General features: G+C 43.1%; 16 protein-coding genes. 14 read left to right on the forward strand and 2 right to left on the reverse strand.

Annotated elements, in window-relative coordinates; all coding sequences use genetic code 11:
- The 14 genes from G4P69_RS32000 to G4P69_RS32065 all read left to right on the forward strand — a co-directional run.
- On the forward strand, positions 1-238 hold a 238-nt coding region (locus G4P69_RS32000; RefSeq protein ID WP_208353822.1), incomplete at its 5' end, for a hypothetical protein.
- Complete coding sequence (locus G4P69_RS32005; RefSeq protein WP_208353825.1) at positions 201-920, forward strand: hypothetical protein; 720 nt, start codon at positions 201-203, stop codon at positions 918-920. The genes G4P69_RS32000 and G4P69_RS32005, both read left to right, overlap by 38 nt.
- Before the next feature lie 82 nt (positions 921-1002).
- Positions 1003-1215: a hypothetical protein gene (locus G4P69_RS32010; protein ID WP_208344516.1), complete on the forward strand. Its 213-nt coding sequence runs from the start codon at positions 1003-1005 to the stop codon at positions 1213-1215.
- Between the two features lie 90 nt (positions 1216-1305).
- Positions 1306-1698 carry a hypothetical protein gene (locus tag G4P69_RS32015; RefSeq protein ID WP_208344517.1) on the forward strand — a complete coding sequence of 131 codons (393 nt, stop codon included), beginning with the start codon at positions 1306-1308 and terminating at the stop codon, positions 1696-1698.
- Positions 1695-2456, forward strand: a complete 762-nt coding sequence (locus G4P69_RS32020; protein ID WP_208344518.1) for a hypothetical protein — start codon at positions 1695-1697, stop codon at positions 2454-2456. Before G4P69_RS32015 ends, G4P69_RS32020 begins: the two co-directional genes overlap by 4 nt.
- Positions 2457-2484: 28 nt before the next feature.
- Complete coding sequence (locus G4P69_RS32025; RefSeq protein ID WP_208344519.1) at positions 2485-2793, forward strand: hypothetical protein; 309 nt, start codon at positions 2485-2487, stop codon at positions 2791-2793.
- 78 nt (positions 2794-2871) lie between these two features.
- Entirely contained in the window at positions 2872-3153 is a 282-nt protein-coding gene (locus G4P69_RS32030; RefSeq protein WP_208344520.1) for a hypothetical protein, read from the forward strand.
- Between the two features lie 97 nt (positions 3154-3250).
- Entirely contained in the window at positions 3251-3661 is a 411-nt protein-coding gene (locus tag G4P69_RS32035; RefSeq protein WP_208344521.1) for a hypothetical protein, read from the forward strand.
- Positions 3662-3683: 22 nt separating this feature from the next.
- Entirely contained in the window at positions 3684-4109 is a 426-nt protein-coding gene (locus tag G4P69_RS32040) for a general secretion pathway protein GspF (RefSeq protein ID WP_208344522.1), read from the forward strand.
- A gap of 18 nt (positions 4110-4127) precedes the next feature.
- Positions 4128-4400 (forward strand): hypothetical protein, encoded by a 273-nt coding sequence (locus G4P69_RS32045; RefSeq protein WP_208344523.1) that lies wholly within the window; start codon positions 4128-4130, stop codon positions 4398-4400.
- Between the two features lie 53 nt (positions 4401-4453).
- Positions 4454-4963: a hypothetical protein gene (locus G4P69_RS32050; protein ID WP_208344524.1), complete on the forward strand. Its 510-nt coding sequence runs from the start codon at positions 4454-4456 to the stop codon at positions 4961-4963.
- Between the two features lie 44 nt (positions 4964-5007).
- On the forward strand, positions 5008-6099 hold the full coding sequence (locus tag G4P69_RS32055) for a Rad52/Rad22 family DNA repair protein (protein WP_208344525.1): 1092 nt from the start codon (positions 5008-5010) through the stop codon (positions 6097-6099).
- 673 nt (positions 6100-6772) lie between these two features.
- The gene (locus G4P69_RS32060; RefSeq protein WP_208344526.1) at positions 6773-10156 is read left to right on the forward strand and encodes a plasmid replication protein, CyRepA1 family; all 3384 of its coding nucleotides are present in this window, start codon (positions 6773-6775) and stop codon (positions 10154-10156) included.
- Positions 10157-10219: 63 nt separating this feature from the next.
- On the forward strand, positions 10220-12112 hold the full coding sequence (locus G4P69_RS32065) for a bifunctional 3'-5' exonuclease/DNA polymerase (protein ID WP_208344527.1): 1893 nt from the start codon (positions 10220-10222) through the stop codon (positions 12110-12112).
- 276 nt (positions 12113-12388) lie between these two features.
- Here the strand turns inward: G4P69_RS32065 and G4P69_RS32070 are convergent, their stop codons facing one another.
- Both G4P69_RS32070 and G4P69_RS32075 read right to left on the reverse strand, forming a co-directional pair.
- On the reverse strand, positions 12389-12988 hold the full coding sequence (locus G4P69_RS32070; RefSeq protein WP_208353828.1) for a GUN4 domain-containing protein: 600 nt from the start codon (positions 12986-12988) through the stop codon (positions 12389-12391).
- A 287-nt stretch (positions 12989-13275) separates the two neighbouring features.
- Positions 13276-14487: PstS family phosphate ABC transporter substrate-binding protein (locus G4P69_RS32075; protein ID WP_208353831.1), on the reverse strand; the 1212-nt coding region annotated here is incomplete at its 5' end.

Below are 14487 nucleotides of genomic sequence, written 5' to 3' on the forward strand. Positions count from 1 at the left end.
GCTTTCAAGAAATGAAATCAGGACAGAATCGGCGGACTATCACTTTAAGAATGGCTCGTCCGCCACCATTCTGAAAACGGAAAGAATTCAAGAAGAGAAAGCAAATCCATATTTTTTCTTTGCCGCGATCTTCTTTTCTTTTTTCATTGTTTCCTATTGTTTGGTTCAACTTATAAACTCAGAAAAGGGGAGTTATCAGAATGAAATTCAAATCAGACAGGTCTACAGGATCAGGTAGTGCTCTTGCTACTAGAGAGCCTGGGGGGAAAGCAACCACCACAAAGGGTTCATCTTCTAAGGGAGGTAATTCATTTAAGGTCAATACCTCCAGCTTTACCAGCACTTTAGCCGATATCGTACCTGGAGAAATGCAAGGGTGGTTTGGTGAAATTGGCGAAGCTTTGGGAGGAATAGATTTAAATCAGCCGCTTTCTTGGACCAAAGAACAAGTGATCGCCGCTAATAAACAAGCAGCAGAACTTGATAAAAAGATTCTAGAAATGGCTGAAGTTAAAAACGCGGTCATGAAGTATCTTGCTTACGCTATGAAAGAAGCTGAATTCAAGGCAGATTTGTGCGTAGCTATGGCGAAAGCCAAAGGGTACATTGATCAACAACAAGCCAAAGCGTACCTAGCTTATGTCAAGTATTTGCGCAGTGCTGCAAGACTTGAAAAGAAAGTTAAAGCGACACAGCAAATTATTGATGCTTCTAACAGTTCCTTGGAGCAGGCTTTCGATGCTCGTAAAGCAGCGATCTTAAATGCTGTGAATCAGAGCGCAAAACTGAGCGGTTCTACCGCTGCTGAGGTTGGCAACTTGAGAGTGCAACGCCAACAACTGCTGCAACAGCATAAACAAGAGATGGCTCAATACAAGCATGAGCTTGCAACAGGTCATCTGGCGGGCTCGGCAGCATAGTCTCCCCAACTCCTGTTCTTTATTTTGAACAGGAGGACAATACTTCCTGTCTCTGCCAAAAAATAATTTTGAGGATAGTCTGATGGGTTACCAAATAAATATCAACGCATCTACCGAAGAAGCAAAAGCACAACTTTCAGAAGCCCTGAACAATATGCCACAGGGAGGTAAATTTGGTGGAGAGTGCAGTACGAATGCCTTAAACACTGTCACGTCCACGGCAAAAGAGCAGGGATACGGTGCTCATGCATGGCTGAACGAAGATGGTTCAAGGTACAACTTTATTGTGGAATAAGCTTCAGTTCCCAAGGGACGGCATTATCTGTAGCAACGGTTCAGTTTGAAATAATGCCGCACCCCACGATTTTCCTTGAAGGAGACAAGCATGACGTTGCGCAGTATTGAAGACGTTAATGATGAAAATGCCCCAACTCCTAAGGCAGACCGATATCAGCATGTAGCTAACCTGGGAGAGTTTATTGTTCTATTCGCAGTCGGTTTAGGATGTTCGTTTGCTGCGCTGCATAGTCGCTCCTTCGAGGTTGTCCTGGGGTTTGGGTATGCGGTGGCGATCGCCTACCTCTCCCTACAATTCAGCGACACTCCCAGAGCGTCACTCTTCCGTATGACAGCCCTCACTCTAGGAGTTCTGCTGGGGTTCAGAGAAATCTTCTTGTTCTTCCCCATGCCTATTGTTCACACAGTTCTGACTGTTGCGGGAGGCATATTTCTATGTATTCGCGGTGTGAAATGGTTTAGGGGGTATTTTGCCACATGAGCCGGAGTAGAGTATTGGTTACGCGGCAAATACGACAATCTGCTTGCATCGTCGGTGCCGCTCTCTGTATCGGGGGATTGTTCCTCGCAATTCCCGATACCTACAAATCGTGGAAGTTTGCAAAAGAAAGCACCAAGAACTTGTTTGGTCAACCGCAAGAGCAGATATCTATATACCGAATAGAAGAGCAAATGCCATCTCAAGGAACGGTTTTTAAAATTGTTCAAGGGCAGTCCCAGAGAAAAATTACTGGTCTAGTGCTATTGTTCTTTGGCGGTAATTTGGCTTGGTATTTTGGTCAAACGCTTGCCGATGAATTTGAAATCATCGAGAAGAGATGCTTCAAGATTCGTCAAAGTGAATTCTTGATCGAGGACACCACCTTAAGAAGTGGAACCGAAGTGCATCAAACCATGATTGAGATGGATATGCTCAATCAACTAGCCTACTACCAGAAAGGTTTTAGACCAGATGATGTGACCTACTTGCCACCGGACGTAGAAGAGACAGAAGACAGCAAGGGAGGAGAAAACGAGAAATTCCCTGAGACAGTCAACGGCTTTTTTATGTGGCTGTTGGAGAAAGGTATCACCCAAGCAACAGTGAGAGACATTTCCCGCAAGTGGTTCAATGACGGTCATCTATCGGCTGATAAAGTGAGAGCTTTCGTTGATGGGTTGGTTGCTGAGAAGCTTGCTGAATGGATAGGCGAAGAAAAGAATGAATTTAAGTTAATCACTGCACCGCGTTCAAGTTAATCGTTTTCTCATTCAATAGGAAGGATTTATGTATGAGTTCATATCTGATCTACAAACCTTGTTTGAGGAAATTTTGGAAGAGTTCGGTAAGGATAACACAGAGAACAGACTATTAGCTGAATTCGGTATCAGTAAACTTCCCGTCCAGCGAAAAGTCGTCTGGGAGATTTATGAATATGATGTGGAAGTAGTAGAAGAAAACAACTGGACATACAACTTCGTCATCCAAGCCAAAAGAATACCTGAATCTCTTAAAACAGGAACAGCAAATACAGAGTGGGGAGCGGTCAAACTAGCGCGGGACAATTTGAAAACGTGGTTTAGGCAGGAAGAATAGGCATCGTCCATGACAGAATTGTCGATAGTTGACGCCTGACTAGTTTAATTTCGTAGTCGCAGAATGAAGGAAAAATTCATGTACAATAGTCTTGGAGATCCACAGTTTATGTTGACTGGAATTGCAGGGCAATTTCAAAATCAGTTTACTCGAAATATACAATCCAAAACAAAAAAAATCAGATGTAAGGTTTTCGAGTATTATGTAGATATCACCGAAACAGGCATATCAAAATTCATCTTCTATATAAATGCGCAGAGAATGCCTGACTATTTAAAAAGCGGTACAGCCGATTGCGAGTCAGTGGCGTTGGAGCAAGCACGCGATAACCTGCGACAGTGGTTTAAACAAGATAGATAGTTTAGTGAAAAAGCGTAGATCTCGCAGTTCGTAACTATCAATACCTTAAAAGTTTTGGAAATTTCCACCTACTTATTTCAATCAGGGAAGAAGAGAGATGGTTTATCTTAAAGAAGACGGAACTAATGGATTTAGTTGGGGGTTGCAATATAATTTTCTTGTCAAAGAACACCCAACTCAGCTGGAAGAAATTGCGCAAGCACGATTTCAAATATTAGCAGAAGAAAATCCTGAGCAAGCTGAGTACTACCAAAATTTGCGTGAACAGCTTGATGAGAAAATCAATGAAGCCTGGGATAATGATTCTCAAAACTTTGGTTGTGTGGAATCCAGCAAGGTTACCCAAGAATTCATCAAAGAAAATAATCTGATGGATTTATTTGAGGACTTTCCTGCATTATCCAGTGAAATAGACCAGGAAGTGGATTTTTCGGGTCTCGAAGATGATCCGGAAATCGATATCAATTTAACTGGGGAAGACTTTGAAGCTTGGTTGACAGAGATTTAGCCAAAGGAGATTTCAGGGGAACATGATGAAACAGCCTGAACTATCGTATCAAGATTATCTCAAATCAAGTCTATGGCGATCGCGTCACAAAGACTGGCTACAAAGAACACATAATCGCTGTCAATTATTCCCGTGGGTGCGGGTTGGATCGATTAGAGGAAAGTATCATCCATACGCAATTCATCATATGCACATCAACGCTTACCGCAGACAGGGACGGGAATTCTGGAACAGGGATGTGATCGTATTATCTCCCTTTGCACACGACTTTATTTTTCATTGGTTAGTTTCTGGCGGTAAGCGAAAAGTCCGTTACCAAAAAGATTTCCCTAATATTGCACAGCGATCGCTCAATTGGTGGTGCCGCGTTATGGGACTAATCTTGCTATTTCCAGGTTGGGCGATTCTGGTTGTCTCGTTTGTATTAGTGATTCATTTTTTGAATTAACTCAAGGAGCCATAGCTTATGCTTTCTATTCCGGCTACTCTCAAAATATATCCAGAGAATCTCACGGAAGAAAATGCAATTACAATCTCAGTATTTTTGTTAGCAATACCCCGCATCGGGGAAAATATTCAGATCACTTTGGATACCTACGAAAATAAAAGAGTATACGCAGTCACAACTATTACGGATGTCATTCATCTCCCTTCAATCAATTTGAACAGATTTCCAAAAGTCATTATCGAAGTAAGAATTATGCGACAAGAACCGCTCTCCCCAAATAAGACAAGTTGATTCTGGAATCCAAATTTTAAAGTGAAAGTGAGTATCTAAAAGGAGTTTTATTTATGGCTTTTTCTAGACCTAACGGGGACGGAGGATTTTCTTGGAAAGCCCACTTAGAGTATCTAACGGACAAAAATCCAGAAAATCTTAAATCAATCGCGATCGCCAAACTTAACTTACTAGCCAGAGAGAATCCTGATCAGGCAGACTACTTTAGCGATTTAGCGGATGAACTGGAGTTGAAAATATACCGCGAAAATGAAGCGAATGAAAAGCGCACCCTAGAACAAAAAGGTGTGGAAGAATCTCTCTCATACGAAGAAGAACAAGCGATCGTTGAACAATACCTACAAGAACATGGGATGAGTTGGATTTTAGAAGGCAACGATAATCCTTACCAAACAACATTACGTTGGTGCAGTTCTTGCGAGGATTTCACACCTCACAAAACTATGGAATCAGATCTGGGTTTTAAATGCACTAAATGTCCTCAAGCGACAAAGAGTGCAGCAGAAAGCTATATCGACACCGCTTATAGAACACTAGGCAAGTTGCTCCATAAATTGCAGTAGGTCAAGGGCGATCGCCTGAGTATTGCCCGCTCACCCGAAGAACAATGTTAACCACCGAGATCAGGGAAGAACTTACCCGCATCCAAGTAGAACTGAAAAAAGTATTTCCCCCCGAACAACACGAGATCCGAGACCTGCCGGGGAATGCAGGGAGATGGGTCTATCTGAGGTGGCAAACGATACGCGAAAGGTTAGACGCAGTTTGTCCCGACTGGTCTAACGACCATAGCGAAATCCAATATCTCGAAAATGAAGCGGTTTGTCGTTGTGGCATAACCATTTTAGGGGTGCGTAAAGAGGCTATCGCTTCAGTCCCCATCAGCCTCGTTAGCGGAAAAGGGAAAGAGATGACTCGTGGAAGCCCAGCAGATAGGCTTGCAGCTGAGGGACTAAAAAATGCAGCTGAAATCTGGGGAGTGGGACGCTATCTAGATGATCAAAAATTCGTCATCCATTATCTCAGCGATCGCCTGAGCGAATTAGACGAGAATATGCAAGGGGAGGTGAGGAAACTATGTGAGCAGTATAAAATTTATACTGGTGTACGGCAACCACAAAGAAAAGCGCCAGAAAATGAGGGTAGCTTTCTCCATGCCTTAGCAGGAACGAACCCCACATTAAAAATCTCGCAGCGCCAGCGAAATAGATTGTGGGCGATAGGGAAGAGTGAATTAAAATTATCTGATGACCAAATCAAATCCGCCTATAAAGAGCTTGGGTTTGAAAAGTGTGAAGATATTACGCCTGACAAGTACGAACAAGTAGTTGAGAGGTTGCGATCGCTTAGCAAAGCAGCAGATAACAATGTTGCTCCTGTACAGGATTTATATCCAGCTAACAACAATATAGTTCGCCAAATCAGATCCATCACTAAGCATCAGCCTGACTGGATATTAGCCCAATGCAAAAGGTATGGTTACGAGCGACCCGGAGCAATCCCGCCTGAGCAAATCAGCAAATTACTAGCTGATATGTGTAGCGATTATGCCTATACAAACGGTGCGGTGGAGAGTAGGGAAGGGGCTTGTACTTCTTTTAGTAGTGCGATCGCTTTCGCCCAAACCTCCGGGCAACCCATATTACAAGCGGCTTTGGATTGGTTAGGTCGCCACCAAGGACAAAAGCTTCGGGCTTAAATTGCCATTTTAAACGAATGGGCTGTGTGTGGCACACATTAAAAATTTGAGCTACTATAGCAATGTTGTCTCGATCAAAAGCGAATAATTTCTTTGCCAGCCAAGAAAACTTTTTTTACTAAAATCTAAGCTCTAATGATACAATTCAAATTGGTAGCCAAAACAAAAACAGCTCTGCATGGATTGACCATCAGAACTTTTTTGTTGGGCTTTTACCCCAAGGGTGATTCAAAGAACTCAGTGAAGTTTGGCGACCCAGCTAAGTTTTCGATTTCACACTTGTCATTTCTAGTGATCAGGGATCTTGGAACAACGTTAATACCTCAAGGAGGCATTAGACATTTGAATTAAATGAGGTAGCTATACCAACAAGCTGTTTGTTAGTCCCCAACAAGGAGGTAGTTATACCCTCAAGTCGTTAGTGAAACACGTTGCAATGCAGTGCATTGTTAACGCGGGGTTATACGCATTGTTATTGTTATACTCAGGTCGTTGCGGCTTGAGTCTCGTTAAAACAGAAGACTGTTTTGACAGACTTTTTGCTAGTGCAACAACTTGAGTATAACACATCGTGCTGGCTTGAAAAGATTTTCAGCATAAATTTCTCTGATGTGTTTGCTATGCAGATTAAAATTTTCTGTTTGTTACAAATCTTATTGTCGGGTGGTGTGCCATGTTAGAAGCTCATCATCTCTGTGAGTGGCACACGAGTTTAGTAGACCGGAAACTAACTGAACTTAACGTCAAGAGTTTGAGCGGCAACGCTGCTTTAGAAAGATTACTGTTTGGCTTACCAGTTTCCTCCCGCCGCAATGACGGGCGATTGCGGGACGGTTTTTTAAAAGCTTATGCCCATGTTGAGTTAGGTGGATGGTGGGTAAGTGGACTAGATCCACAAAAAGGTTTCCTTGAAGAACAGGACTGGGGACGATTTAAGCCAGATCAGCCACGCCAAAATTGGGATGAGGTATCCCTAACATATTTAGAGAAGCTTGTTAAATACGAATCCCCCCCAAAAACTCCTAACCGAGTTACATATTTCAGGGTTCCATTACATATCTGGGAGATGGTCGCATCACGTTATAACATCCCCATGCCCGAACATGTGCAAGTCACAGAGAATGGGGAGGCGATTGGTTTCTGGCAATGGGTACAACAGCACCCAAAAATTCCCGTAATTCTTACAGAAGGAGAAAAAAAGGCGGGTTGTTTACTTAGCTTTGAATTTGTGGCGATCGCCCTCCCCGGAATATGGAACGGCAGAGTGGGGAAAGAAGAATTCGAGCATCTTCACCCTGACCTTATCCCGCTAGCCCAGGCAGGGCGAACATTTACAATTCTTTTCGACCACGAAACCAAGCCCAAAACCAAAGAGAATGTTTCCCAAGCAATTCGCCGTACCGGAGCGGCAATTCAGCAAGCGGGTAGTAACTGTAAAGTGGCTATCCTCCCTGGTCCAGAAAAAGGGGTTGATGATTGGGCAGCGGCACTAGGGAATAAAGCAGCAGCTAATTTGACAGCATTAATAGATGATGCCGTCACCCTTGAAGAATACCAGACAAAATCTCACTATCACCGCAGACGAGGCGTGGTTAAATACAAGCCTGATATAGAGGTGAATGTAAGGTACTTGGCAGAGCATGTCTTACTCCCCGAAACTGGCTTGGTCGGTATTCTGTCAGACATGGGTACTGGGAAGACGGAAACCTTGGTTAGGCGCAGGCAGGAGCGACCAGAAGAGAGATTTATCAACATAGGTCATCGGGTAAACCTGTTGAAAAACCTCGCATCCCGTTTAAGTACCCAGATGTATTCCGATATAGCTGCTGGGAAGATGGGGGAGTGTAGATCCTTATCTATCACGATTGATTCCCTGTACAAACTTGCGGGGCAGCTAGAAGGATATGACTGTGTACTGATAGATGAGGCAACCCAGTTTTTAAATCATCTGCTCACTTCTTCTACTTGCCAGAAGTTTCGTCGGGAAATTTTAGATGTTTTGAAATTCATCATCTACCAAGCAAAGCTCGTTGTACTGGCAGATGCCCACCTTGATGATGTGACCATCGAATTCTTCCAGGCTATGCGTCCTGAGCAAGTGATCTTAGTTCCCGAAGTTAAGCTGACGAAAAAGGAAAGGCAACGAAGAGAGCGGAGAAATGCCTACCAAGCAACGCTGGGAATAGAATCACCATTACCCGAGGAAGTCCCAGTTAAGTCAGTGCCTTACATTATTAAGAATAATTACCGCTCTGGCGGACGGGATGTGTATTGGTATGAAGGGAAGGACAACAGTGCTATTGTCGCCAGTATTCACTCAGACATTATGGCGGGTAAGAAAGTACTGGTAGTTTCTAGCACTAAGCGTTTCTCAAAAGCATTAGAGCGATCGCTCATGAAGCAATCGGAAAAATGGGGCAAGGAGAACAAAGGAGTAGATCCACCACCCCTGACGTTGTGGACTATTCATGGAGAAAATAGCGGAGCCCCTGAAAATATTGAATTCATCAAGGATATCAATAATGCCGTAAAAACAACGCAGGTGCTAAACGTGTCACCTTGTTTAGGCACAGGTATTGACATATCTACCCCTCATTTTGATGTGATATACGGGGTTTTTGATGGTGATGCATTGGCGGCTACTGATGCTGCCCAGCAGTTATGGCGCTATCGTCCAAATGTTCCTATGCATGTGTGGGTACGGCCAAGACCATGTTTTGGTTATCAGGAATCAAACCCCCGCCGGATCAAGGAAGGGATATTAAACAAGAATCAAATGACATCATTCTTGATCCGACTAGACCCAAAAACAGGCATCCGAGGGGTAGAGGACGAATGGATGCTGGATACCTACTGCCAACTGAAAGCGCAGCACAACTGGTCCGTCAATAATTTAAGAACTGACCTGAAGTTGCTCCTAGAAGAAATGGGCAACAAAATCATCCCTGTGGATCAAGATCATGACGGTGATGCTAAATCCTGGATGAAGGAAGCGAAGAAGGAAATTAAGTACGAAGATCGCACTAAAATTGCCAACGCCAAGGACATTGATCGCCAAATATGGGAATGGCGACAGCAGTTAGACTACCTGAAACCTGAAGAAGCAGCTGAGTGCATTAAGTTCCAGATCAGGGAAGCTTACGGGATGCCAGTCACCCCTGAACTCGTAGAAAAGCACAATGAAGGAAGGCTATTAAAACAGATCATAGCCCTAGAAGCTGTAGTCACCAAACCTGAAGAAGAAATCATTTTAGACGAGCAGGGGAGGGAGTACCCGTTACCACCAAAAATTGTGAGTGAGTATGATCGCAGCGATCGCGAGCGACACAAAATTTCAATGGACTGGAGCCACCGTTCCACCGAGTGGCTGATGCGCCAACGCCTGGGGATAAACGAGCTTGTTGAACACCTAATGGCTGGGGGAGAAATTGCAGCTGATGACCCCAGGCTGGCAGCAGTAGCTGAAAAAGCCAGGTTTGCTACAGGCCATATTAAAGCAGTGTTGAATTTGACTGTACCTTCTAGCAAATCCCCAATGTGGATATTCAGCCAATTCCTCGGTCAATTGGGACTATCCACCATTTCCCAGCGTTTGGGTAGAAGGGAAACCCGAGTCCGGGTCTACTCTTTGAAAGAAGAAGACTTAGTATTTGCTCAGCAAGTTTTGGAGTGGCGACAAAAACGCCGCGAGGAACGGGAGCGACAGCGGGAGATGACGCACGAGCAAGCTGAAGTTATGGATCTTAATTCAGCTGATCAAGCGGTGTCCACACCCCCCTTAAATATAGATACAAATCTCGATGATCTGGACACACCTTTAGAACCTGTTTCCCCTCTCAAGGAAGCAGAGTGGTGGGTAAAGGTGAGGGCGATCGCCGCCGACTCACTACAATTTCTCACGAACAGCGTTGAAAGAATCAAAGATGCCATCAGGCTCTTACCCCACCAGCAACGTTGGGCAGTCATGCTGACGCTTCAAGATTTAGACGAAGCAGCCTTTAGCCAATTTGAAGCTCAGTTTCCCCAGTGGCGAGACTGGTGTCGCTTCTGGGTATAGTCCACCTGCTTTAGTACGTAAATCGTTTTTCAGTATAAAATAATCTCCGCGAGGTAATGAATAATGACCGCGCTCAGGCATCTTATTGCCCAAAACTCTAGTTATCCAGAGTGTTTGGCTAATCTACCACTTTTTGAACCTGATAAACCAGTTTCCCTCACTCCGTTTTCCGAGCCCAGGAAGCTAACCCCACAGAAAAGCTATAAATTAATTGATAATTTTACAGGTCTTGAAGAAGCAGTCGAGGAATTAAGTACAGCTCCTGTCCTGGGGATAGATACCGAAACGACTGGTTTAGATCCACATTGTGATCAACTTCGGCTGATTCAGCTCGCTGCAACCGATTTCCCAGTCGTCCTTGTAGATGTATTCAAAATACCTTTAAGACGTAAGATGTGGGCTTTGCTGACGAAGTTTTTTGACTCCACTGCGATAAAGGTTTTCCACAATGCCAAATTTGACTTGAAGTTTTTTACCAAGGTTGGGCTGAAAATCAAAGGTCAACTCTTTGACACCCAAATTGCTCATCAACTATTGACAGCCGGACTTAAAGAAAAAGCATCACTTAAGGTGATCGCTCATAAGTACCTTGGTGTGGAACTAGAAAAAGAAAGCCAGCAATCGGATTGGAGCGTAAAGGAGTTAACCGAAGAACAGCTGAGTTATGCAGCTTTGGATGCTCGCATTCTCTTGGATTTGAGGAATGTATTAAGACTCAAATTAAAACAAGCTGACCTTGTGCAAACAGCCGTCATCGAGTTTGGAGCTATACCCGCAGTAGCTCAAATGGAATATCAGGGGATGTTTCTGGATCTGAGTAAGTGGGAAATTCAAGTCAGGGAGATGGCGATCGCTCGACAGAAAGCCGCTGAAGAATTACAGACATTGCTAGTTTCCGACAATCCTCAAATGACAATAGTTGAAGGTGCAAATCGAATAAATCTAAACTCTCACCAACAACTCTTAAAAGCTATCCAAGCTCAAGGAGTACCCATCCAATCCACAAACAAGAACCACATCGCACCTCTGGCTTCAAAATATCCAGTTTTGGCGGCTTTACAGAAGTACAGAAAATCCTCGAAATCCCTTAGTGCCTTCGGGAATGCTCTGCCTACTCACGTATCTCCTCATACACAGCGAATTCATTCCAGTATTTGGCAACTTGGCGCGGTCTCTGGCCGGTTCTCATTCTCACATCCCAATCTCCAACAAGTACCTCGTAAATTTGAGATTCGTAGGTGTTTTACGGCTGCGCCTGGAAACAAACTGATCATCGCGGACTACAGTCAGATCGAGTTGCGAATTGCGGCTGAGATTAGCGGCGACTGGACCATGATCAACGCTTATCAGACCGGTCAGGATTTGCACCGTTTAACAGCATCTTTGGTTTTGGGTAAGCCGTTGGACGAGGTTGTGAAGAGCGATCGTCAAATGGCTAAACCCATTAATTTCGGTTTGATCTACGGCATGTTTCCCCCGCGTTTGCAGAATTATGCCAGCGTTGAATATGGAGTAGAAATGACATTAAGAGACGCTAAAATATTCCGGCTGAAGTTTTTTGAAAGTTATCGTGGACTTGCTCAATGGCATCAAAGGGTAAATAATGCGCTCTATAGCAATAAAACGTGGGAAACCCGTACACTCGCTAAGCGTCGTCGTCAGTGGTTGCCTGATAAAAACCCCTCTTTGAATGAAATGTTGAACCTTCCCGTACAGGGGACTTCAGCGGATATCACCAAACTTGCTTTAGCCCAATTACTTTTTGAATTGGAGGGTACAGCCGCTGTCATTATCGCAGTGGTTCATGACGAAATAATTCTAGAATGCCCTGAATCTAATGCACTGCAAGCTTCGGAAATTTTAAAAAGGGTGATGATTCAGGCTGGGCGGAAGTTTTTGAATCGTGTGCCTGTGGAGGTTGAGGTGGCGATCGCTGATAATTGGGCGGAGAAGTAAATCGTTAACTTTGATTTTACTTCTCTAAAACATCCCAACTTATGACCCATTGTTGGGTAAATACTTAAGGTTGATGATTCCGCTCATAAGCACGAAAAAATAATACTTTGAGGCATTAGGTCAACGTTTTGGCTCAAACCGAAGATTCACTTAACAAAGCTGACTCAACTGCTGCTTAGTTTCGGCTGGTTTTCTCATGATTCAACTTGACTCAGTTTTTCCAGGAAATTGGGTAACTTCGTCTTGCTGTTCTCTTAATTGCTGGTTGAATCCAAATTAGTCCAAACTCCAGTATTTACGCCGTGTTGTACTAGTCTTGAAAAGAAGAATTTCTTGAATAGCGGCTATGCCCCTACCATCTGATAGTTCTACAACAGAAGTAACTACAGTATATATTGATTTATATTTTACCCACAAGTGGTCTATTGTACGGAGGTCTGTGCAGGGAAAATTCAAAAGTTCTTCACTTCTGATGTAATCGTCCTTGGTGTGACCTACAGCTTGAAGCATCACCCTATAGGTTTCTTCATCGGCTTCTTCCCACTGTCCTGCTTTGAGAAAATTTCGGAGTTTGGTGTAGTCTATATTACGTTCACTCTTAAGGCAAAACTGTCTTAAGAAAGAAAGCAAGAGTTGGTTTCCTGGATTAGAATCATGTGCAGCAAAAGCTAAATCTTCAAGCCATCCCTCTGCTTGCGCTGCTTTTATTACTTGATAGACACTGTCTGATAAATTACTGCTTCCTGCAATTCTTTCTAAATATTTATCCATTTCAAACAGTAACATTTTCTCAAGCTGTATATTTTCAGGAAAAGCATCCATTAAAGCATTATGTAGCTCTTTTTTTTGCGCACCATTAAGCATTATATCTTTCATAAAAGATGACTTATCCTGATGGATTTTTGCCCTCTTTGCAAAAAACTGAGATGCTCCCTATGCAACTGACTCTAAGGACTGAAAATAGAGTTTTTGTAGTAAATGAACAATTTTCGTCGCTAAGTCTGTAATGCTTACTTAGCTTTGATTTGGTTTGATCTATAGTTGAGCGGTTATTAGATCTTTCCTATTATCAGTATCTGTATGAGGATTACTTTCCCTTAACGATGAAAATTGTTCCGTTACTACAAAAACTTTAGTTAGAATCGTATGTTATTTAAGTCTCTTTAAGGTGAAGAACGTAGAGGAGCAAATCCAGCACTCTTAATAAGATCTTGTCCTTGGTCTGTTAAAAGCATATTAGCGTAATCCTCCCCAGCTTTTCTAGCATCAGAGTTATCGTTTGGAAAGCCTACAAAAACATCACGAATGAGAGGATATTGATCGTTATTTATAGCCTCAAGGTTTATTTCCTTTGGTGGCTTATTTGGACAAGTTTGATCGACTACAGCCGTTCCTTTATAAGGTAAAAACAAATCATTTTTGGTATTACCAATAGATATAGGTTTAACCTTACATTGACCAAGGACTTCAGAGGCAGTACCGAAATAGATTGCTCCCTCAGTCTGACTAACTTTTTTTGCCATGTCCGTGGGATCTGCATCTAGAGAGATGGCTTGTGAAGAAAATGTTGTGATATCCAATTTTTCCATAAAGTATTCGCTAGTCCCGCTTTCACCCAAAGATCGATAGAAGGCTTTAATCGGCAAATTGGGACCACCAACCTGGTTCCACTTCTCAATTTTCCCTGTGTAAATACCCTTAAGTTCCTCCACAGTCAAACCTCTTGTCAATTGTAGGTTGGGTTGAACTGCGACTGCAATTGCATCCTTTGCAATAGGTATGTACTTCACTTTAGATGTATTATCTCGTGCTGAAGCCAAAATAAAATTAAGTTGACCGGATGACAACATCCCTCTTCCTTTTACAGTTCCCGTGGGTTCGTATTCTTGTAAATCATACTTACCAGAAAAAGCTTGTTTAATTGGATCTTTTACCTTTCCTTCTATTGGTATTAGTGACTTACTACCGCCATAGCGCCACTGACGACCAATAGGTGCAGAAAGCTTGGTATCCCTTATAAATGCAGGATAGTTATGAAGAGAATTAAGAATAGTGGGCAATGCGACTACTAGAACTGTAGTAATTGCAGCTAGAAAAATCCACTTCTTCCAGTTTTTGATTTTTTTTAGCGGTGAACGATTTGCTAGCTGTCTTTCTGACTGCCATTCAGAAATAGATTTTCCTAGCTGTGTTTCTGACTGCGGTTCAGAAATAGATGTCGTAGCACCAAGCTGCTGCCATGTGGGAGGCTCTGTTAAACTGCTAATGCAAATAGCTGGTAACCAGGTAATACCTGGAAACTGGGCAAACTGTTCTAATCCGAAGCTTGCTTGTTGAAAAGCAGCAAAGAGAGAATGTCCCTGAAAAGCAAAGAG

The sequence above is a fragment of the Aetokthonos hydrillicola CCALA 1050 genome (genome assembly GCF_017591665.1).
In the GTDB taxonomy this organism is placed as follows: Bacteria; Cyanobacteriota; Cyanobacteriia; order Cyanobacteriales; family Nostocaceae; genus Aetokthonos; species Aetokthonos hydrillicola.